The following is a 21,142-nucleotide window of genomic DNA, read 5'->3' as shown; positions in this document are numbered from 1 at the left end:
TCTTTTCCCTCACGCCGAGCGCGGCCGCCCGTGCCAGACGCGCAGCAGACTCTCTGGCCGGGTAAACATCACCAGATTACCCACCAGGATCAGCGCCAGCCCCACCACGGCATTGCTCTCCCAGCGGTACCCTTCAAACAGGGTAGAGAGCGTTAACGCCACCAGCGGAAAGAGCAGCGTGCTGTAGGCGGCTTTGCTCGCCCCGATGCGACCCACCAGCGTAAAATAGACCCCAAAGCCAACGACCGATCCGAACAGCGCCAGGTAAACCAGCGCGCTGAGGTAGCTCACCGTCCACTCGGGCGTGAAGCTGTCGCCCCGTACCAGGGCAATAAAACCCATAATCAGCGTGCCGTAGAACATGGCCCAGCCGTTGGTGGTCATGGTCTCCAGCCCTTTACGCTGGTGACGCAGGCTGATCATATTGCCCAGCGAGAAGCCCAGGGTGCCCAGCGCAGACAGGCCAATGCCCAGCAGCAGGTTAACGTTCAGCTCTTTCGCCAGCAGATCCTGCCAGAAGAGGGCGACGATGCCGGTCAGGCCCAGCGCAGCGGCAAGAAAGAAGCGAGCTGGCGGGCGCTGCCCAAAGAAGATAAAGCTGTTTATCGCGTTGAACAGCACTGCCATGGAGAAGATGACCGACTCAAGGCCGGTGTTGATCCACGCCGCAGCGGTGTAAAAGCACCAGAAGTTGAAGCCAAACACGCAGCCGCCCTGCACCATACACATCAGGTGATCCCGGAGCGTCAGGGCGCGCAGCCGCTTAAGCACCAGCAGGGTCAGCAGCATGATGGCCGAGGCCAGCGCGAAGCGCCAGAAGATGGAGACCGGCGCAGCGACCGACCCCTGCTGCAAATGGATAGCAATCCACGTCGTTCCCCAAATCACCACCACCAGGCCATACATTAATGCGTTCATCGTGCGCTGCTCTCCATCGTTAAAAACCCTATTGTTGAGCGTGGCGGGCGGTGACGCTTGCAGGGGATTGCGGGAGACTTGCAAATTCTTGCGGTTTTTTGGCGGTCAGAGGGCGGCAACGCTTTCATCCGTGCCGCACTCTTCATACACTAAGGATCTGGTTAATCACTTGTTAATGTGGCAATGGCAGAAACCTACGGTGCTTTTGAAAACCTGCGCAGGCATAGCGCGGTGCTGAAAAATTCAGTGGCCCTGAATAATGGCATGCAGCTGGCCGCATGGTCCAACAAGCGCGATCGCATTACCCAATATTGCGATCACCACACGTTGAGCCTCTACGTTGCCGACGGCTATGAGAGCTACCATAAAACCCGCAGCGGCTGGCAAAACGGCGGCGGGCCGGATCGGTTTTGTCTTCTGCCGAAAGAGAGTGAATCGACCTGGGATATTCGCGACGATCTCTCCTTCGTGCACCTCTACTGCACCGATGCGCACCTGCGCAGCGTGGGGGAGCAGATCTGGGATCGCAGCCCGGCCACGCTGACGCTGGATGAGAAGACCTTTGGTCAGGATGCGCAGATCACCGCCCTCTATCGCCAGTTTTTGCTCGACTGCGACTGGCAGCAGCAGGCCAACCAGCTTACCCTGAGCACGGCATCGACGCTGCTGCTGACCCATATTATTCAGCGCTACAGCAGCGTGCAGTGGCGCATGCCGAGCAGCACCGGCGGGCTGGCGCCGTCGGTGCTGCGTAACGTGCTGGAGTATATCGACGCCCATCTTGCCGAGCCGCTGACTCTTGCCGATCTCGCCAGCCAGGCGTCCTTGAGCGAATACCATTTTGCCCGCATGTTTCGTCACTCCTCCGGGCTTGCGCCGCACCAGTATGTGATGCAGCGGCGGATGCACCAGGCCCGGGATAGGGTATGCCACACGGCGCTGCCGCTGACCGATATCGCCCTCGGATGCGGGTTCAGCTCCGCCAGCCACTTCAGTAACCGTTTCAAAAGCGTGTTTGGCGTGACACCGTCACAAATGCGCGCGGCGTACGCCTGACAGGGCGGCAAAGCAGATCCCGCCCACCAGCAGACCCCAGAATGCCGACCCGATGCCCAGCAGCGTCACGCCGCTGGCGGTAACCAGAAAGGTGACTACCGCGGCATCGCGCTCGCGTTCGTTTACCAGCGCCTGATGCAGGCTGCCGCCGATCGTACCCAGCAGCGCCAGCCCTGCTAGGGTCTGGATCCAGCTCAGCGGCAGGGCAGCCATTAGTCCGCTTATCGAGCCGCCAAACAGGCCCGCCAGCAGATAGAAGACGCCTGCGGCAGCGGCAGCCTGCCAGCGTCTCTCCGCATCCGGGTGCGCATCCGGGCTTTGACAGATGGCGGCGGTGATGGCGGCGATACAGACGGAGTAGACCCCAAATACGCTGCCCAGCAGCGCCAGCCCGCCGGTAAAGACCATCAGCGGCGAGGCGGGAACATGATAGCCAGCAGCCTGCATAGTGGCGAAACCGGGCGCGTTTTGCGAGGCCATCGTCGCCAGGAAAAAGGGCAGGCCCACGCTGATTAAGGTGGTCAGAGTAAAGCGAGGGGCAATTATCTCGGGCATCACCACCGAAAAGTGCAGTGCAGACGTGACAACGTCACCGTGTAGCCAGGCCACGAATGCGCCTGTAATCAGAGTGGCAATAATGGCGTAGCGCGGCGCTAGCGCTTTGCAGAGCAGCCATGCCAGCAACATGCTGACACATAAACTGAAATCGCTCTGTAAATTAGTAAAGGCCTGCAATCCAAAACGCAGTAAGATACCGGCCAGCATCGCTGCCGCCAGCGAGTGCGGGACAATCTTCATCAGTCGGGCAAAGAGGCCGGTAAGGCCGCAGAGCAGGATCAGGGCATTAGCAAAGATAAATACCCCGACGGCCTCGTTGAGGGTGGCCCCGTCAAGGCTGGTAGCGAGCAGCGCCGCGCCGGGGGTTGACCAGGCGGTGAGCACCGGAACGCGGTAGCGCAGGGTCAGCACAAGAGTGCTAATACCCATTGCCAGCCCCAGCGCCGTCATCCAGCCGGCGATTTGCACCGGGCTGGCACCGGCGACGCTGGCGGCCTGCCAGATAATGGCCGCTGAGCTGGCATAGCCCACCAGCACCGCCACAAAACCTGCCAGCAGGGTGGAAAAGGGAAAGGGACGCAGGGGCATAAGGACTCCATGTACGCTATCACGGTAGATAAAAATAGCACTGTGCGTTATAACGTACAACAGGCCATTCACGCACGAGGGAGGGAGAGTATGGATCTGCCACAGTATCTGTCTGCGACACTGAAAACGCTGCGCCAGAGCCGGGGCTGGAGCCTTTCGCGCCTCGCCACGGAAACCGGCGTCTCGAAAGCGATGCTCGGCCAGATCGAGCGTAATGAATCCAGCCCCACGGTGGCTACGCTATGGAAAATCGCTACCGGGCTAAACGTACCGCTCTCCACGTTTATCACCGCAGCGGACGCCAGCGCGCCGCAGGCCTACGATCCTGACCAGCAGGCGATGACCATTACGCCGATTTTCCCGTGGGATAGCGAGCTGCGCTTTGACCACTTTTCGGTAACCCTTGCCCCCGGCGCGTTCAGCGAGTCCACGCCGCACGAGCAGGGTGTCATTGAACATGTGGTGGTGATTTCCGGCACGCTGGAGATGCGGATCGACGGCGAGTGGCAGACGCTACAGGCGGGAAGCGGGCTCAGGTTTGCCGGGGATAAAACCCATGCCTACCGCAACAGCAGCGGACAGACCACCCAGTTTCACTCTCTGATCCACTATCCAAAAGAGCGAGTGGCGCGAAAAATAACGACCCATAGCCCTGACGCACCCTAACAAGACGGCGTCAGCATAGCGAAAATGTTTTCGTCCGGGCCAGCTTCTCACTACAATAGCGGCCATTTTGTTGATCACGGATAATAACGACCCTATGCGCCTGCCCACTCATCATCTTGAACTGTTAAGCCCGGCCCGCGACACCGCCATCGCCCGCGAGGCTATCCTGCACGGGGCCGATGCGGTCTATATCGGCGGTCCCGGCTTTGGTGCACGCCATAATGCCAGCAACAGCCTGCGTGATATCGCCGAGCTGGTGCCTTTTGCCCATCGCTATGGGGCAAAAATCTTTATTACCCTGAATACCATTCTGCATGATGATGAGCTGGAGCCGGCCCGGCGCCTGATTACCGACCTCTATGAGACCGGCGTCGATGCGCTGATCGTGCAGGATATGGGCGTGCTGGAGCTGGATATTCCCCCCATCGAGCTGCACGCCAGCACCCAGTGCGATATCCGCAGCGTAGAGAAGGCGAAGTTTCTCTCCGACGTCGGCTTCTCGCAGATCGTTCTGGCCCGTGAGCTGAACCTGCAGCAGATCCGTGCTATCCACGAGAGCACTGACGCCACCATCGAGTTCTTTATCCACGGTGCACTGTGCGTAGCCTATTCCGGGCAGTGCAACATCTCTCACGCCCAGACCGGGCGCAGCGCGAACCGGGGCGACTGCTCGCAGGCCTGCCGTCTTCCCTACACCCTGAAAGACGATCAGGGCCGGGTGGTGTCGTTTGAAAAGCATCTCCTGTCGATGAAGGACAATGACCAGACCGCCAACCTCGGAGCGCTGATCGACGCCGGGGTGCGCTCCTTTAAGATTGAGGGGCGCTACAAAGATATGAGCTACGTGAAAAACATCACCGCTCACTACCGGCAGATGCTGGACGCTATCATTGAGGAGCGGGGCGACCTGGCGCGTTCCTCAGCGGGGCGCACCGAGCACTTCTTTATCCCGTCGACGGACAAAACGTTCCATCGCGGCAGCACCGACTATTTCGTTAACGCCCGTAAGATCGACATCGGCGCATTTGATTCGCCGAAGTTTATCGGTCTGCCGGTGGGTGAAGTGCTGAAGGTAGGCAAAGATTATCTCGACGTTGACGCCAGCGAGACGCTAGCGAATGGCGATGGGTTAAACGTGCTGATTAAGCGTGCGATTGTCGGCTTTCGCGCCAATACGGTAGAGAAAACCGGCGAAAACCGCTATCGCGTGTGGCCGAACGAGATGCCCGCCGATCTCTACAAGGTGCGGCCGAATCATCCCCTTAACCGTAACCTCGATCACAACTGGCAGCAGGCGCTGACCAAAACCTCCAGCGAGCGCCGCGTTGGCGTGGATATCGAGCTGGGCGGCTGGCAGGAGCAGCTGATCCTTACCCTGACCAGCGAAGAGGGAGTGAGCATTACCCATACGCTGGAGGGCGAGTTTGCCGACGCCACCAACGCTGAAAAGGCGCTCAGCCAGCTGCACGATGGCCTGGCCAAGCTGGGGCAGACTATCTACTACGCCCGCGATATTCGCGTCAACCTGCCGGGCGCGCTGTTTGTCCCTGCCAGCCAGCTGAACCAGCTGCGCCGCGAGGCCGTAGAGCTGCTTGATAGCGCCCGTCTGGCAAACTACCCGCGCGGCAGCCGCAAAGCCGTGGCGACACCAGCCCCGGTCTACCCGGATACCCATCTCTCGTTCCTGGCGAACGTCTACAACGAGAAGGCGCGCACTTTCTATCACCGTTACGGCGTGCAGCTGATTGATGCCGCCTACGAGGCGCATGAAGAGAAGGGCGACGTGCCGGTGATGATCACCAAGCACTGCCTGCGCTTTGCCTTTAACCTCTGTCCGAAGCAGGCGAAGGGATCGATTAAGAGCTGGAAAGCGACGCCGATGCAGCTGGTACACGGCGATGAAGTGTTGACCCTGAAGTTTGACTGCCGTCCATGTGAGATGCACGTGATTGGCAAAATGAAAAACCATATCCTCAAGATGCCCCAGCCGGGCAGCGTTGTGGCCTCCATCAGCCCGGATGAGCTGATGAAGACCATGCCAAAACGCAAAGGGTAAGACCCAGAGTAGGCCCGGCAGGCGTAAGCGCCGCCGGGCAAGTCGGTCAGTGAGACTTAAACCCCGCCGCCGACATCAGCAGGCGAAACGCCATGCTGACCGCAGTAAGCGCCAGCACGCTGGCGACCCAGATAGCAATCAGCCAGAACAGCCGTTTCACGAAACGCGGTGCCGCCATCAGTGGTACCCCTCCCCAGGCTGAACTTTGCCCCGGAACACATAGTAGCTCCACGCGGTATACACCAGGATCAGCGGAATAATCAGCAGCGCGCCCACCAGCATAAAGCCCTGGCTTTGCGGCGGCGAGGCGGCATCCCACAGGGAGATACTGGGCGGGATAATATTCGGCCAGATGCTGATCCCGAGTCCGCTAAAGCCGAGGAATACCAGCCCCAGGGTCAGCACGAACGGTAAGGTGTGATGGGCATGGTTACTCAGGCTGCGCCACTGCCAGAAGCTGAGCAGGAGCACCAGCAGCGGCACCGGCAGGAAGAAGAACAGGTTCGGCACGCTGAACCAGCGGTCGGCGATGCCCTGGTGGGTCAGCGGCGTCCAGAGGCTGATCACGCCAATGGTCACCAGCAGCGCTAGCAGCAGCTGTTTCGCCCTGTGTCGCATCGTCTCCTGCAATGCGCCACCGCTCTTCATGACCATCCAGGTGGCACCGAGCAGAGCGTAGGCGATGGTTAACCCCAGGCCGCAGAAGAGGTTAAACGCCGTTAGCCAGTCCAGCGCGCCGCCGCTAAAGCGCCGGCCGGTCACCTCAAAGCCGTTCAGTACCGCGCCAACCACCACGCCCTGGGCGAAGGTGGCGACGATCGATCCGAAAATAAACGACTTATCCCAGAACGGACGGTGGGCAGGCGTGGCCTTGAAGCGAAACTCGAACGCCACGCCGCGGAAGATCAGTCCCGCCAGCATGATGGTCAGCGGAATGGTCAGCGCGTCGGTAATCACCGCGTAGGCCAGCGGGAACGCGCCAAACAGGCCCGCGCCCCCCATGACTAACCAGGTTTCGTTGCCATCCCAGACCGGCGCGACGCTGTTGACCATCACGTCACGATCTTCACCGTTACGAATGAGGGGAAACAGAATACCGATCCCGAGATCGAAGCCGTCCATCACGATATACATCAGCGTGGCGAAGACGATTATCACAAACCAGATAACTGACAGATCGATACCCATTATTTGTTCTCCTCTGTCTCTAACGACTCACCGGCTGCAGAGAGCGGACGCGCCGGGCGGCCCTCTGTCGGGTGACGATCTTCGGGCTGCGGACCGGCCTTGATCAGTCTGCCGATATAGACATACCCCACGCCAAAGACGGCGGAGTAGACCACAAAGAATCCCAGCAGGGTCAGGCTCATCTGCAAGGTGCTGTGTTGCGAGACGGCATCAATGGTGCGCAGCTGGCCGTAGACCACCCACGGCTGGCGTCCCACCTCGGTGGTCACCCAGCCCGCCAGCAGGGCGATCAGCCCGGCAGGCCCCATCCACAGGGCGAAGTGATGAAACGGTCGGGAGGTGTAGAGACGGCCCTTGTAGCGCAGCCACAGCCCGACCACGCCCAGCAGCAGCATCAGCAGACCCATCGCCACCATCAGGCGGAACGACCAGAAGACAATGGTGGAGTTAGGGCGATCTTCTTTCGGGAATGACTTGAGCGCCGGCACCTGCTTATCCAGACTGTGGGTCAGGATCAGGCTGCCGAGGGCAGGAATTTCCAGCCCGTAGCGGGTGCGCTCCTGCTCCATATCCGGCCAGCCAAACAGCAGCAGCGGAGTGGGTTCACCGGGCGGGTTTTCCCAGTGCCCCTCGATGGCGGCGATCTTCGCTGGCTGATGCTCCAGGGTGTTCAGACCATGCATATCGCCCACCACGGCCTGGATCGGGGCCACCACCAGCGCCATCCACAGCGCCATAGAGAACATCTTGCGGATAGCGGGCGTATTGTTGCCTTTGAGAAGGTGCCAGGCACCCGAGGCACCCACAAACAGCGCGCTGCTCAGGAAGGCCGCGATAGACATATGGAGCAGGCGGTAGGGGAACGACGGGTTAAAGATGACCTTGAACCAGTCAACCGGGATCACCTGGCCGTTGACAATCTCATAGCCCTGCGGGGTATGCATCCAGCTGTTGGAAGCGAGGATCCAGAAGGTCGACATCAGCGTGCCGAGGGCCACCATGCAGGTCGAGAAAAAGTGCAGGCCGGGGCCGACCTTGTTCCAGCCGAAGAGCATTACGCCGAGGAAGCCAGCCTCAAGGAAGAAGGCCGTCAGCACCTCATAGGTGAGCAGCGGCCCGGTAATGCTCCCGGCAAACTGCGAGAAGCCACTCCAGTTGGTACCAAACTGGTAGGCCATCACCAGACCTGAAACGACGCCCATCCCAAAGTTGACGGCGAAAATTTTCACCCAGAAGAGATACAGCGTTCGCCAGACCTGATTTTGCGTCTTGAGCCACAGGGCCTCAAGCACCGCCAAATAGCTGGCCAGCCCGATAGTAATAGCGGGAAATAAAATATGGAATGAGACGGTAAAGGCGAATTGAATTCGCGCCAGATGGAACGCGTCTAGATCAAGCATGCAGGACTCCGCGCACAATTTAAGTTATGTCAGCGAAAGTATAGGTGATGTCAATGAATGCGGGCAGAAACAGCACCCGAACTTAAAAGCATAACAGTTGCCCCTTGGCTAAACCTTTAACCGTAGAAAGCGCTTTCTGTTATACAATGGGCAGAGAGGAATTCACAGGACCGAGCAATGAAAAAGTATCAGCAGCTGGCGCAGCAGATTATTGAGCAGATCAATCTTGGCGTCTGGCAGCCCGGCGATCGGCTGCCGTCGCTGCGCGAGCAGGTCACCATCAGCCACGTCAGCTTTATGACCGTCAGCCACGCCTACCAGATGCTGGAGAGCCAGGGACGGATCGTTGCCAGGCCGCAGTCCGGCTACTACGTTGCGTCACCTCCCTCCCGTAAGCCGCCCATGCCGCCCGCCCAGGTGATGCAGGACGAGGCCGTGGACATCAACACCTACATTTTTGAGGTGCTGCAGGCCAGCTGCGACGCCTCGGTGCTGCCCTTTGGCTCGGCGTTTCCCGATCCGCGTCTGTTTCCACTCCAGCAGCTTAACCGCTCCCTGGCTAACGTCAGCAAAACCGCCAACGCCATGAGCGTGATCGAGAACCTGCCGCCGGGCAATGCCGAGCTGCGCCATGCCATTGCCCGCCGCTATGCCCAGCAGGGGATGAACATCTCTCCCGATGAGGTGGTGATCACCGCAGGCGCGCTGGAGGCGCTCAACCTCAGCCTGCAGGCGGTCACCGAGCCGGGTGATTGGGTGATTGTTGAGAACCCCTGTTTTTACGGGGCGTTACAGGCGCTGGAGCGGCTTAAGCTCAAGGCCCTGGCGGTCGCCACCGACGTTGAGGAGGGGATCGATCTCGATGCGCTGGCCCAGGCGCTGAACGACTATCCGGTGAAGGCCTGCTGGCTAATGACCAACAGCCAGAATCCGCTCGGCTTCACCCTGAGCAATGAGAAAAAGGCGCGGCTGGTGGCCCTGCTGGCAGAGCACAACGTCACTCTGATTGAGGATGACGTCTACAGCGAGCTCTACTTTGGCCGTGAGAAGCCGCTTCCTGCTAAAGCGTGGGATACGCAGGAGATGACCCTGCACTGCTCGTCGTTCTCGAAGTGTCTGGTCGCCGGGTTCCGTATCGGCTGGGTGGCAGCGGGGAAACACGCCCGACGTATCCAGCAGCTGCAGCTGATGAGCACCCTCTCGACCAGCTCGCCGATGCAGCTGGCGCTGGTGGACTATCTCTCCACCAAACGCTACGACGCCCACCTGCGTCGACTGCGCCGCACCCTGGCGGAGCGCAAGCAGCAGGCCAGGCAGGCGCTGCTACGCCATCTTCCTGACGAGGTGAAGATCCATCCCAGCGACAGCGGCTACTTTCTCTGGCTTGAGCTGCCCGCCCCCCTGGATGCCGGGCAGCTAAGCGAGCGGGCGCTGGCGCACCGCATCAGCATCGCGCCAGGCAAAATGTTCTCTACCTCGGACACCTGGGCTCCCTTTTTCCGCTTCAACACCTCCTGGGCATGGGGCGATCGTGAAGAGCAGGCGGCCAAAACGCTGGGGATGCTGATCCGCGAGGCCATGGCGTAACGCACCGGTATTAACCCGTTGTCTCTGCTCCAGAAGATGGCGGAGTGCGTCATCTGTCACAACCTAAGCAAATTTCTTTTGCGCCTTATGTGGGGCCGCAGCGCGCCGTCTACCTTTACTGAGGGAGATATTTTTACGGCACGGCTGCCGCACATTTGATTGCGACAGGAGTAATGGCTTATGAGTAAGACATTTGCCCGCAGCACGCTGTACGCGCTCGGTATGACTATCGTCACCGCGCAGGCAGCCGAGCCAACGGAAGTCGGTAAAGGGGAAGGGCGTCTCGATATCATCGCCTGGCCGGGATACATCGAGCGCGGTCAGACCGATAAGCAGTATGACTGGGTCAGCGAGTTTGAAAAAGCCTCCGGCTGCCAGGTGAACGTGAAGACCGCCGCCACCTCGGACGAGATGGTGAGCCTGATGGCGAAGGGCGGCTACGACCTGGTTACCGCCTCCGGCGATGCGTCCCTGCGCCTGATCATGGGCAAGCGCGTTCAGCCTATCAATACTGCCCTGATCCCCAACTGGAAAAACGTCGACCCGCGCGTGGTGAAGGGCGACTGGTTTAACGTTGGCGGCAACGTCTACGGTACGCCCTATCAGTGGGGGCCCAATCTGCTGATGTATAACAGCAAAACATTCCCGACGCCGCCGGACAGCTGGGCGGTCATCTTCGTTAAGCAGAACCTGCCGGACGGCAAGAGCAACCAGGGGCGGGTTCAGGCGTACGACGGTCCCATCTACATTGCCGATGCCGCCCTGTTTGTGAAAGCCACCCAGCCGCAGCTGGGCATTAGCGATCCCTATCAGCTCAGCGAAGAGCAGTATCAGGCGGTGCTGAAGGTGCTCCGCGACCAGCATGGACTGATCCACCGCTACTGGCACGACACCACCGTGCAGATGAGCGATTTCAAAAACGAAGGCGTGGTGGCCTCCAGCGCCTGGCCCTATCAGGCCAACGCTTTGAAAGCCGAAGGCCAGCCCATCGCCACGGTCTTCCCGAAGGAGGGGGTGACCGGCTGGGCGGATACCACCATGCTGCACACCGATGCGAAACACCCCAACTGCGCTTACAAATGGATGGACTGGTCACTGACGCCGAAGGTGCAGGGCGACGTGGCCGCCTGGTTTGGCTCGCTGCCGGTGGTGGCGGAGGGCTGCAAGGCCAGTTCCCTGCTGGGCGAGAAGGGCTGCGAAACCAATGGCTATGGGTTCTTTGACAAGATCGCCTTCTGGAAAACGCCGGTTGCCGAAGGGGGTAAGTTCGTGCCCTACAGCCGCTGGACTCAGGATTACATCGCCATCATGGGCGGCCGCTGATCGTCAGGAGTGACGCATGACTTATGCCGTTGAGTTTGATAATGTCTCGCGGATCTACGGTGACGTTCGGGCGGTGGACGGGGTTAGCCTGGCCATTAACGACGGAGAGTTTTTCTCTATGCTGGGGCCGTCCGGCTCCGGCAAAACCACCTGCCTGCGGCTGATCGCCGGGTTTGAACAGCTCTCCGGTGGCGCGGTGCGCATTTTTGGCAAACAGGCCAGCGAGCTACCGCCGTGGGAGCGCGACGTCAATACCGTGTTTCAGGATTACGCCCTCTTTCCGCACATGTCGATTCTGGATAACGTCGCCTACGGGCTGATGGTCAAAGGCATCGGCAAAAAAGCCCGCCATGCTCAAGCCCACGAGGCGCTGGAGCGGGTGGCGCTGGGGTTTGCCCACGCGCGGAAACCGTCCCAGCTCTCCGGGGGGCAGCGGCAGCGGGTTGCCATTGCCCGGGCGCTGGTTAACCAGCCGCGCGTGCTGCTGCTGGACGAGCCGCTTGGCGCGCTGGATCTTAAGCTGCGGGAGCAGATGCAGTTCGAGCTAAAGAAGCTTCAGCAGGATCTGGGCATCACCTTTATTTTTGTCACCCACGACCAGGGCGAAGCGCTGTCGATGTCCGACCGCGTCGCGGTGTTCAATAACGGTAAGATCGAGCAGATTGCTGCCCCGCGCGATCTCTACCTGCGGCCGCGCACCCCCTTCGTGGCGGGCTTTGTAGGCACCTCCAACGTGTTTAGCGCCACCAGGGCGCAGGCGCTGTGCGGCATGGCCGGAAGCTACTCTCTGCGTCCAGAGCATATCCGGCTGGACTGGACGAATGAAGTGCAAACCGAGGGCGTGGTGCAGACGGTACAGTATCAGGGAGCCGCGACGCGCATTGAGCTAAAGCTTGCGGATGGCGAGAGGCTGCTGGTCAGCGAGGCCAATCTTCTTGATGCCCGTCAGCCTGCTTCACTCCAGCCAGGGCAGACCGTGCCGCTCTCCTGGTCCCGTGCGGCAATGGTTCTGCTGCAGGAGGCGTAGATGGCGATGAGCGCTATGCCAGCCCCGCGCCCGTCGGCGCATGGTCGCCTGAGCGGGCTGTTCTGGCGCAAGCCGACGCTGGGCCTTTTCCTGCTGCTGATCGCCCCGCTGATCTGGTTTGGTATTGTCTATCTCGGGTCGCTGCTAACGCTGCTGTGGCAGGGGCTTTACACCTTCGACGACTTCACCATGTCGGTGACGCCGGATTTAACCCTGGCGAATTTGCAGGCGCTGTTTCAGCCCGCCAACTACGACATTATTTTGCGCACGCTGACCATGGCGATTGCGGTGACCATTGCAAGCGCGATCCTCGCTTTTCCGCTGGCGTGGTTTATGGCTCGCTATACCCAGGGCAAGATGAAGGCCTTTTTCTATATTGCGGTAATGCTCCCGATGTGGGCGAGCTATATCGTTAAGGCCTACGCCTGGACCTTGCTGCTGGCGCGGGACGGCGTGGCCCAGTGGTTTTTACAGCATCTGGGTTTGCAGCCGCTGCTGGAGAGCGTGCTGACCCTGCCTGCGGTGGGCGGCAGCACGCTCTCAACTTCCGGCCTCGGGCGCTTCCTGGTCTTCGTCTACATCTGGCTTCCGTTCATGATCCTGCCGGTGCAGGCGGCGCTGGAACGCTTACCGCCATCGCTGCTGCAGGCGTCGGCGGATCTCGGCGCGCGACCGGCCCAGACGTTCCGGCACGTGGTGCTGCCCCTGGCAATCCCCGGCGTCGCGGCAGGGTCAATCTTTACCTTCTCCCTGACGCTGGGAGACTTCATTGTTCCCCAGCTGGTGGGCCCGCCGGGCTTCTTCATTGGCAACATGGTCTATTCCCAGCAGGGCGCAATTGGCAATATGCCGATGGCAGCGGCGTTTACGCTGGTTCCTATCATCTTAATTGCCCTCTATCTGGCGTTCGTGAAGCGCCTGGGAGCGTTCGATGCACTCTGATCGCGCACCGCTGCTGTTAAAACTGGCTGCCTGGGGCGGGGTGATTTTTCTGCACTTCCCGCTGCTGATTATCGCCATCTATGCCTTTAATACCGAAGACGCCGCCTTTAGCTTCCCTCCTCAGGGCCTGACGCTGCGCTGGTTCAGCGTAGCCGCATCGCGGGGCGACATCCTCGAGGCTGTGACACTGTCACTTAAGGTGGCGGCACTGGCGACGCTGGTGGCGCTGATACTTGGCACGCTTGCTGCTTGTGCTCTCTGGCGCAGCCAGTTTTTTGGCAAGAGTGCTGTCTCGCTGCTGCTGCTGTTGCCCATTGCCCTGCCGGGCATCGTAACCGGTCTGGCGCTGCTGACGGCGTTTAAAACGGTAGGGCTGGAGCCGGGGTTTCTGACCATCGTGATTGGCCACGCCACCTTCTGCGTGGTGGTGGTCTTTAACAACGTCATCGCCCGCTTCAGGCGCACCGCCTGGAGCATGGTGGAGGCGTCGATGGATCTGGGGGCCAACGGCTGGCAGACCTTTCGCTACGTGGTGCTGCCCAATCTTGGCTCGGCGCTGCTGGCGGGCGGAATGCTGGCGTTTGCCCTGTCGTTTGATGAAATCATCGTCACCACCTTTACCGCCGGACACGAACGCACCCTGCCGCTGTGGCTGCTAAATCAGCTGGGCAGACCGCGCGAGGTGCCGATCACCAACGTGGTGGCGCTGCTGGTAATGCTGGTGACCACGCTGCCGATTTTAGGCGCATGGTGGCTGACCCGCAGGGGCGAGAACGCCTTTGGCAACGAGAAATAACTGACCCTCAACCAGGATATGACTATGCAAGATCAACTGTTAATTAATGGCCAACTGGTCAGCGGCGAAGGGGAAAAGCAGGCGGTTTATAATCCCGCAACCGGTGAGGTGCTGCTGGAGATCGCCGAAGCCTCTGCCGCCCAGGTGGACGCTGCGGTGCAGGCCGCCGATCGCGCCTTTAGCGAGTGGGGCTATGCTACACCGAAAGTCCGTGCCCAGGCGCTGCTCGATCTCGCCCAGGCCATTGAAGATAATGCCGAGGCGCTGGCCCAGCTGGAGTCCCTTAACTGCGGCAAGCCGCTGCACTGCGTGACAGGCGATGAGATCCCCGCCGTGGTTGACGTCTTTCGCTTCTTCGCCGGGGCGGCGCGCACCCTGAACGGACTGGCGGCGGGCGAGTATCTGGAGGGGCATACCTCGATGATCCGCCGCGATCCGGTGGGCGTGGTGGCATCGATTGCGCCCTGGAACTACCCGTTGATGATGGCGGCCTGGAAGCTGGCTCCAGCTTTGGCGGCCGGTAACTGCGTAGTGATCAAGCCGTCAGAGATCACGCCGCTCACCGCCCTGAAGCTGGCGGAGCTGGCGAAGGATATTTTCCCGGCCGGGGTGCTTAACGTGCTGTTTGGCCGGGGCAAGACCGTGGGCGATCCGCTCACCGGGCACGAGAAGGTGCGAATGGTTTCCCTGACCGGCTCCATTGCCACCGGGGAGCATATCATCGGCCACACCGCCTCTTCAGTGAAACGCACCCACATGGAGCTGGGGGGCAAAGCGCCGGTTATCGTCTTTGACGATGCCGACCTCGACGCGGTGGTGGAGGGGGTACGGACCTTTGGCTACTACAACGCGGGTCAGGACTGTACCGCCGCCTGCCGTATCTATGCCCAGAAAGGTATTTACGATGCGCTGGTTGAGAAGCTGGGCGCAGCGGTGGCGAGCCTGAAGATGGGTGCGCCAGACGACGAAAGCACCGAGCTGGGGCCGCTCAGCTCCGCAGCCCACCTGGAGCGGGTAACGCAGGCGGTAGAGGCCGCGAAAGCGCTGGGGCATATCAGCGTAGTGACTGGAGGCGAGAAGCGCGACGGCGCAGGCTACTATTTCCAGCCGACGCTGCTGGCCGGGGCGAAGCAGGAGGATGACATCGTCCAGAACGAGGTATTTGGCCCGGTAGTAAGCGTGACTGCGTTTGACGATGAGGATCAGGTCCTGAACTGGGCCAACGACTCCCGCTACGGGCTGGCCTCATCGGTATGGACCCGGGACGTGGGCCGGGCGCACCGGCTAAGCGCTCGCCTGCAGTACGGCTGCACCTGGGTCAACACCCACTTTATGCTGGTCAGCGAGATGCCGCACGGCGGGCAGAAGATGTCCGGCTACGGCAAGGATATGTCGGTCTACGGCATCGAAGACTACACCGTGATTCGCCACGTCATGATTAAACACTAGAGTATGCGCCCGGTGGCGCTTCGCTTACCGGGCCTACGGTGTCGCAAAACTGTACTGTTGCCTTCTTTTTTTGCTCTTCTCTTTATTTCGCCCGCTGCAGATAATCAACAGGGCTTTTCCCTCGCTTTGACAGGGATAAAGCTTGATTTACATCAATAAAAAATGCATATTGCGCGCGTTTTATTCTATTTTGAGCAAATGTCGGCTATGACCCTATACCAAAAAATGCTGGTCTTCTACGCTGTGATGGCAACGATCTGTGCCCTTATCACCTGGTTCCTGTCAAAGGATCGCAAGCGGATCCGCTTCCTGTGCGCATTTCTGATCGGCTCCACCTGGCCGATGAGCTTTCCGGTAGCGCTGCTGATCTCGCTGTTCTAAGAGCGCGCCGGTAAGAGGTTCCCCGGCGCGCGCTGCGTCACCGGGGGAGGCGATTAGGGCAGGAGCGTGAGCAACGTTTTGCGCTGGGCATCCGTCACGTCTGATGGGTGCCGATAGCCAATATTCTCGGTGCTGCGGGTATAAAGCGCCACCAGCCAGTCATAAACGTAGCGCGTAGCGGCATGCACCGGCTGATCGCCGAGTCGCGTTAGCCTGCCTTCGGTGTGGGCTGGTGCGTCGGTGCTGAAGATCGCGCTGCCTTTCTGGATGCGGCTAGCCGGGCGCTGATCTACCGCAACGTCGGCGTAACCCAGCCAGGCAATCAGATTGCCTATCGCCGCATGCAGCTGCGCCGCACAGGCGTTATCCCGCTGCATCAGGGTTTGCAGCTGGCTGGCGAGATCCAGCCGGTAGCTGGTGGTGATAATGGTGTCCGCCACCTGGCGCAGCGTAGCCGGGGTAATGTCCAGCCGGGCTGCGCTCTCCGCGCTACGGCTCCACTGGCGAAGATGATTCACCCACATGGCGTGTGCCTGTTGGCCAGCATCCCGTGCGGCGCTGGCGCGCTCCGGCACCTCCTGCGCATCGGCAAAGAGATCGATCGCCTCATTAAACAAGCCGCTCACCTTCTCCTCACGCGGAAGCTGCACCTTCCACAGGGCATCAAACTGCTTCATCTCTGGCAGCAGACCTTCCAACAGTTCACCGTGGCGTCCGGCCTGGCCCTGCAGCTCGCGAATCGCTGATTCAGCACGGGTGCGGCGGGTATCCGCATCCTCGGTTAGCGGCGAAAGCAGAGGCTGCATCAGATCGCGCAGCGTCTGATAGTGGCGCTCGCGCAGGGCAGTCAGCCGACTCGTACGCAGCGATGGCGTGGTAGCCTGAGAGAGCCACTCAATCAGCCGCTGCAGGCTGCTGGCATCGAGCGCCTGCAAGGTTCCCCAGCGCTGGCCGGGCTTGCCCAGCAGCTGCTGCACGGTTTCATCAAGATTCAGCGAGGTGGTAAAGCGGGCATCCTGAGGCGTAATCGCCCATACCAGGCCCGGCAGCGCCGTCTCCTGGCCCGACTGCGTCTCCTGCACCCAGTTCAGCAAGGCCCTGGCCGTGACGGCGGTGGCGCTGCGCTGCGGCGTGGCGTTGCAGATCATTAGCACGTCCGGCTGGAGCTGCTGGCGATAGTGCTCCAGCAGCCAGCGGCACTTGCTGTGCCAGAGCGGGCGTTGAGGCTGTGCCGCCGGGCAGGGAATATCGACAATATCTACCCCGTCCAGCACGGTGTCTTCGACGCACAGGACCAGCTCGTAGGTCAGCAGCGACAGGGTGGCGAGGGGAATGCTCACCGCGTTTTGCAGCTCCTCTTTTGACAGAGGATGAACCACGACTTCCGCCTGCGCCTCAATGCTCTCTGCCGCCAGCGGGTTCAGGAATCCCTCCGTTGGCAGAGCAAAGTTATCTACCAGCAGGCTCAGCGGCGCAGCCAGCTCGGCGGCGTTGCCGGTCTGATGCAGAACGTGCGCCAGGGCTAGCCACTGCTGGGTCAGCTCCTGCTGCTCTCCCCACAGCAGCGACCAGGCGCTGGCCCGGGCGCGCAGATCCAGGGCGGGGATCAGGGTAGCGAGCTGGTACCACAGGCCGTCGTCGATCTGCTGCTGTGCGGCGGGCACGGTAGTGCGCCAGAACGCGGCAATAGCGCCGACCTCCTCAGCGGTAATGCCCGCCACCGGATGCGGCTGACGCAGCCCGCGCCAGCGGTCAAGGCGATCTTCAATCACCGCCCGGTCGACAAGGTGGCGTTCCTGCTGTCCGGCGGCATGAGCGATAAACACCTGCACCAGTTCCGCCTCGCTAATCAGACGCAGACGCAGAGGAAACGCATCGTCAACGTTCTGGACCTGGGTCGTGAAGCGCAGCGCCATGCCGGTCAGGGCATGGCCTGGATTGATATGGCTCAGATAATCGAAACTCTTCTCGTCGGCCCTGACGTTTACCCGGCCACTGCCGCTGCTGCACAGGGCGGTAAGCAGGTGGGCTTTTGCCGCCTGGGCATGACCGTAGAGGCCCACCGTGCGGGGCTGGCTTGCGGCATGGGCCAGCACGCTCTCGTGCGCGGCGGCGGCGGTCAGGCGCAGCAGCAGGGCGTCGGCGTCATCGTCAAGCAGCGGGGCGTGCTGGCGGGTCTCATCTATCCATGCCATTAATGCCTGGGAGGTTTTGCTCAGATCTCTCATTTTAAGTACACGCTCCCGCTGTCAATCCAGTAGTGGCTGCCGCTGTGGCGGCGATCGGCCAGGGTGTTCAGTTTAAACGTCAACGCATCGGCGGCGACCGGGGTGCCGTCCTGCAGCCAGGCCTCGCTCAGGGTGAACGCTTCCGGCCCCAGCGCTTTGCTGCCGCCGGTAAGGGCCAGCCGCACGTTAAGCACGCCGTCTCCGGCGATGGCTTTTGCCAGCTCCGGCGAGTTAATGCTCAGGGTATAGAGCGGCGTTGCGGGCCAGCGGGCGTTGGCGAGCTGGCGGAAGCCCAGCGTGACGTTGCCACGCAGCGGAAAGTGCAGGCGGGCATCCAGTTTGGCACCCGACTTATCCAGGTCAATATCCTCGTACCAGACGTTCTCTTCGCGCAGGGTGTTCACCACGTTATCCAGCACGCCAAGGTAGCGCACGGTAGAGTAAGCCCCAATATCCGCCGCCTTAAAGTTAAAGCGCGGCAGGCGCAGATCCAGCGCCAGGCTGCACAGCATTGCCCCAACGGCGGCGGTGGATTTCGGATTGCCAATCCGTCCCTGCTGGCTAAACGGATACCACTCGTGCACTCGGTACTTATCCAGCCAGACCATACGGTTAACCGGAACCGGCTGCAGATGGCGGATCAGCGCCTGCACGCCCGGCAGGCAGCCCGGACGCCCGGTGACCAGCAGTACGTCACAGCCGTAGTGGGAGATGGCTTCACACACCGCATGGATCGGCGCGGTCAGGGTGAACTGTCCCCCCAGCATCGCCGCCTGCAGATCGCTAAAGTTAACCTGCAACGGCACGGCGAAGAGATCGAACGCCGGAGCGCTGGCTGGCAGGGCGTGATCGATGGCCTGCTTCAGGTAGTTCATGACGTTGCGCGTTGGCTGCTGGCTTAGCAGTTCGCCAAAGGTCGCGTGCAGCCCCGCCAGCGGATCGTTGATATCGCTCTGCTCCCAGGCCGAAAGGATGGCGTGGCCGATTGGCATAAAGAGTTGCAGCGTGGTCTGCTGGCGCAGCACCGCCTGGGTGTCGATGCGGCCGGAGTCGCCAAACAGCGTTGCCATTAGCGCGGCGGCATCGGTAATCCCCGACTTTTGCAGCTGGGTTTGCAGGGCAGGCAGCACGCAGCGCTGAATAATATCCAGCAGAATGTCGTCACCCGCCACCTTAAATCCCTCGCGGAACAGCAGGTGTGGCGTGATCTTGACGTTGCTCCCGGTGCCGTCATCCAGCTGATAGTGGACGATGGCCATATCAGTGGTGCCGCCGCCGATATCGATCGACGCCACCCGCAGGGCGCGGCCCGGCATTTCGTCCGGCGCGCCGATACGGTCCGGGCGGGCAAGAGAGGCAAAAAAGGTCTCTGTCTGTCCGGCGTAGTGAGAGATAGCTTCGTTATAGAGCCAGACCAGCTGACCGCAGCTGGCTTCATCCCACTCCATCTGGATCTGCGGGACGGGTACCACGCTCTTATCGCGTTGCTTGCTGTTAGAGAAATCGTCATCCTGCGGGTGCCAACCCATCGCTTTCCATACCAGAGCGATGGCTTCAAACATGCGGCGGCGGAAGATCTCGCGCTCCTGCTTCGGCATCGCCGAAGGCAGGGTCAGAATAATGGTGCGCAGCTGGCGGGGCGAAGCCGGGAAGCCCAGACGCAGGCGCGTCGCCACGCTGTTGATCTGTCCCAGCGCCTGAGCCAGCAGCTCACACAGCATGTGGGTCATCAGCGTGCTGCGGCTGTACTGGGGCGAGAACACCGGCAGACGCTCATCCAGCGGCAGGGTGTAGAGCGGCTGACCATCGTCGTTCATCAGGTTCATCAGCGGGAAAGCGGTCGCTAGCGGCTCGCGCTGGGACTTGCTGTTCATCTGGCTAAAGCGCCAGTCCTGTAGCACCGGGGTTTCATCCCACAGGTAACGACGCGGGCTGGAGATACCGCTGTTGCCTTCCGTCCCCAGACGCTGCATCGCCAGCTTGCGGGCCTCGTCGCCTACGCGAACAATCGACGGCCAGACGAAGGCATCTTCGCGCCCGCTCTCCACGGAGAAGTGCTGCTTGCCGAAGCGGGCTTCAGAGAACTCCAGCCGGCTGGTAAACAGCGGCTCGTTTAAAAACTGCGGCTCGCTCAGGGAGCGCACCTGCAGCTCTGCCGTCTGGCGCAGGCCGTCGTTGGCATCGCCCTGATCTTCAATGATTACGCCGCAGGTGTGGGTGTTGCCGACGTCGAGGATCAGATCCACCGGAATAGCCGGGGTGCTGAGGGTATGGGTAACGATTTTAACTTCTGGAACGGTCAGCTGCTCGCCCAGCAGAGTGAGCAGGTTGAGCCAGTGGGCCTGATACTCAAAGCCGCGCAGGGCCTGGGCAATCTCCCGCTCGCTGCGGTTCTCGACGCTGGTGGCGTAGTGCAGAAACGCCTCGCGCAGCCAGCCGTCAATCCAGGTCTGATCGAGAAAATCAAACACCTCGTCGTCGCGCCACGCCAGTGCAAAGCGGGTCCCGTTCAGGATGTCATTGGTGGTCGGGGCCAGCGCAAGAGGGGAGAGATCGTTGATCTGGCTGTCCAGCGCCAGGGTCACGCGGTGGGTGTTGCCTGCGCTGTCCGGCTCGGCCAGCTTGCGGATCTGCACGCGAGCCCAGTTGTCCGGGCCTTCCACGAAGGTACGCGGCGGGTTAAAGCGCAAAAAAGGAATGGGCAGCCACACGCCGTCCAGCACCGCCAGCGACTCAAGCAGCGGCAGGGTGCTCTCCGGCTTCACTACCTCGGGCTGGCCGCCGTCGCGCCCAGGCAGCGTATAGCGGCTGTTGATCAGATCGTAATCGAGGCGCAGCAGCGGCCCGTTAGCGGTTTTTCGTACAAAGCGTCCGCTCTGTAAGGAAGCCTGCGGCGTCAGGCCAAAGTCAAGAAACTGCACGCCGCTGTTGGCAATCAGCGTGACGCTCTGTTTGTAATCGCAAAGATTAACCAGCATA

17 protein-coding genes are annotated in these 21,142 nt (G+C 61.0%); 10 read left to right on the top strand and 7 right to left on the bottom strand.

The genetic code is table 11. The features are described from left to right. Nucleotides 1-9: 9 nt before the first annotated feature. Nucleotides 10-918, bottom strand: coding sequence for a DMT family transporter (locus NR795_RS06580; RefSeq protein WP_257757636.1), 909 nt, complete (start codon nt 916-918; stop codon nt 10-12). 183 nt (nt 919-1,101) lie between these two features. Between NR795_RS06580 and NR795_RS06575 the strand changes: the two genes are divergently transcribed. Further along, nucleotides 1,102-1,974, top strand: coding sequence for a helix-turn-helix domain-containing protein (locus tag NR795_RS06575; RefSeq protein ID WP_257757635.1), 873 nt, complete (start codon nt 1,102-1,104; stop codon nt 1,972-1,974). On the opposite strand, the gene NR795_RS06570 is transcribed toward NR795_RS06575, so the two are convergent. Next, nucleotides 1,948-3,120 (bottom strand): benzoate/H(+) symporter BenE family transporter, encoded by a 1,173-nt coding sequence (locus tag NR795_RS06570; protein ID WP_257757634.1) that lies wholly within the window; start codon nt 3,118-3,120, stop codon nt 1,948-1,950. The genes NR795_RS06575 and NR795_RS06570 overlap by 27 nt on opposite strands. Nucleotides 3,121-3,210: 90 nt before the next feature. Here NR795_RS06570 and NR795_RS06565 point away from each other — a divergent pair, with 90 nt between their 5' ends. Both NR795_RS06565 and NR795_RS06560 read left to right on the top strand, forming a co-directional pair. Further along, a complete protein-coding gene (locus NR795_RS06565; RefSeq protein ID WP_257757633.1) occupies nt 3,211-3,786 on the top strand; it encodes a helix-turn-helix domain-containing protein in 576 nt (191 codons plus the stop codon). A 94-nt stretch (nt 3,787-3,880) separates the two neighbouring features. After that, nucleotides 3,881-5,842 (top strand): U32 family peptidase, encoded by a 1,962-nt coding sequence (locus NR795_RS06560; RefSeq protein WP_257757632.1) that lies wholly within the window; start codon nt 3,881-3,883, stop codon nt 5,840-5,842. A 46-nt stretch (nt 5,843-5,888) separates the two neighbouring features. On the opposite strand, the gene NR795_RS06555 is transcribed toward NR795_RS06560, so the two are convergent. The 3 genes from NR795_RS06555 to NR795_RS06545 are packed head-to-tail and all read right to left on the bottom strand — an operon-like array spanning nt 5,889 to nt 8,430. Continuing rightward, nucleotides 5,889-6,020 carry a DUF2474 domain-containing protein gene (locus NR795_RS06555; protein ID WP_103820197.1) on the bottom strand — a complete coding sequence of 44 codons (132 nt, stop codon included), beginning with the start codon at nt 6,018-6,020 and terminating at the stop codon, nt 5,889-5,891. Beyond that, nucleotides 6,020-7,030: a cytochrome d ubiquinol oxidase subunit II gene (cydB, locus tag NR795_RS06550; protein WP_257757631.1), complete on the bottom strand. Its 1,011-nt coding sequence runs from the start codon at nt 7,028-7,030 to the stop codon at nt 6,020-6,022. Before cydB ends, NR795_RS06555 begins: the two co-directional genes overlap by 1 nt. Next, complete coding sequence (locus tag NR795_RS06545) at nt 7,030-8,430, bottom strand: cytochrome ubiquinol oxidase subunit I (RefSeq protein ID WP_144815562.1); 1,401 nt, start codon at nt 8,428-8,430, stop codon at nt 7,030-7,032. The genes cydB and NR795_RS06545 overlap by 1 nt, the downstream gene beginning before the upstream one ends. A gap of 177 nt (nt 8,431-8,607) precedes the next feature. Here NR795_RS06545 and NR795_RS06540 point away from each other — a divergent pair, with 177 nt between their 5' ends. The 7 genes from NR795_RS06540 (at nt 8,608) to NR795_RS06510 (ending at nt 15,935) form a co-directional block, all read left to right on the top strand. Beyond that, nucleotides 8,608-10,017 carry a PLP-dependent aminotransferase family protein gene (locus NR795_RS06540; RefSeq protein ID WP_144815566.1) on the top strand — a complete coding sequence of 470 codons (1,410 nt, stop codon included), beginning with the start codon at nt 8,608-8,610 and terminating at the stop codon, nt 10,015-10,017. Between the two features lie 180 nt (nt 10,018-10,197). After that, nucleotides 10,198-11,340, top strand: coding sequence for a putative ABC transporter substrate-binding protein YdcS (gene ydcS / locus NR795_RS06535; RefSeq protein ID WP_257757630.1), 1,143 nt, complete (start codon nt 10,198-10,200; stop codon nt 11,338-11,340). Between the two features lie 16 nt (nt 11,341-11,356). Beyond that, complete coding sequence (locus tag NR795_RS06530) at nt 11,357-12,367, top strand: ABC transporter ATP-binding protein (RefSeq protein WP_257757629.1); 1,011 nt, start codon at nt 11,357-11,359, stop codon at nt 12,365-12,367. After that, nucleotides 12,368-13,309, top strand: coding sequence for an ABC transporter permease (locus NR795_RS06525; RefSeq protein ID WP_257757628.1), 942 nt, complete (start codon nt 12,368-12,370; stop codon nt 13,307-13,309). It abuts the gene before it with no gap. Continuing rightward, complete coding sequence (locus tag NR795_RS06520; RefSeq protein ID WP_257757627.1) at nt 13,299-14,105, top strand: ABC transporter permease; 807 nt, start codon at nt 13,299-13,301, stop codon at nt 14,103-14,105. The genes NR795_RS06525 and NR795_RS06520 overlap by 11 nt, the downstream gene beginning before the upstream one ends. Nucleotides 14,106-14,129: 24 nt before the next feature. Then, complete coding sequence (gene patD / locus NR795_RS06515) at nt 14,130-15,554, top strand: aminobutyraldehyde dehydrogenase (protein WP_257757626.1); 1,425 nt, start codon at nt 14,130-14,132, stop codon at nt 15,552-15,554. A 207-nt stretch (nt 15,555-15,761) separates the two neighbouring features. Further along, nucleotides 15,762-15,935 carry a GhoT/OrtT family toxin gene (locus tag NR795_RS06510; protein ID WP_072015224.1) on the top strand — a complete coding sequence of 58 codons (174 nt, stop codon included), beginning with the start codon at nt 15,762-15,764 and terminating at the stop codon, nt 15,933-15,935. A 53-nt stretch (nt 15,936-15,988) separates the two neighbouring features. Here NR795_RS06510 and NR795_RS06505 read toward each other — a convergent pair whose 3' ends face one another. Together NR795_RS06505 and NR795_RS06500 are read right to left on the bottom strand one after the other, a co-directional pair. Continuing rightward, nucleotides 15,989-18,163 carry a virulence factor SrfC family protein gene (locus NR795_RS06505; RefSeq protein WP_257757625.1) on the bottom strand — a complete coding sequence of 725 codons (2,175 nt, stop codon included), beginning with the start codon at nt 18,161-18,163 and terminating at the stop codon, nt 15,989-15,991. Further along, a complete protein-coding gene (locus tag NR795_RS06500) occupies nt 18,160-21,141 on the bottom strand; it encodes a virulence factor SrfB (protein WP_257757624.1) in 2,982 nt (993 codons plus the stop codon). Before NR795_RS06500 ends, NR795_RS06505 begins: the two co-directional genes overlap by 4 nt. Between the last annotated feature and the right edge of the window lies 1 nt (nt 21,142).

Origin of the sequence: Pseudescherichia sp. L3, from assembly GCF_024656065.1 — a bacterium.
Lineage (GTDB): Bacteria > Pseudomonadota > Gammaproteobacteria > Enterobacterales > Enterobacteriaceae > Pseudescherichia.
This window is presented reverse-complemented; position numbering and strand designations above follow the sequence as displayed.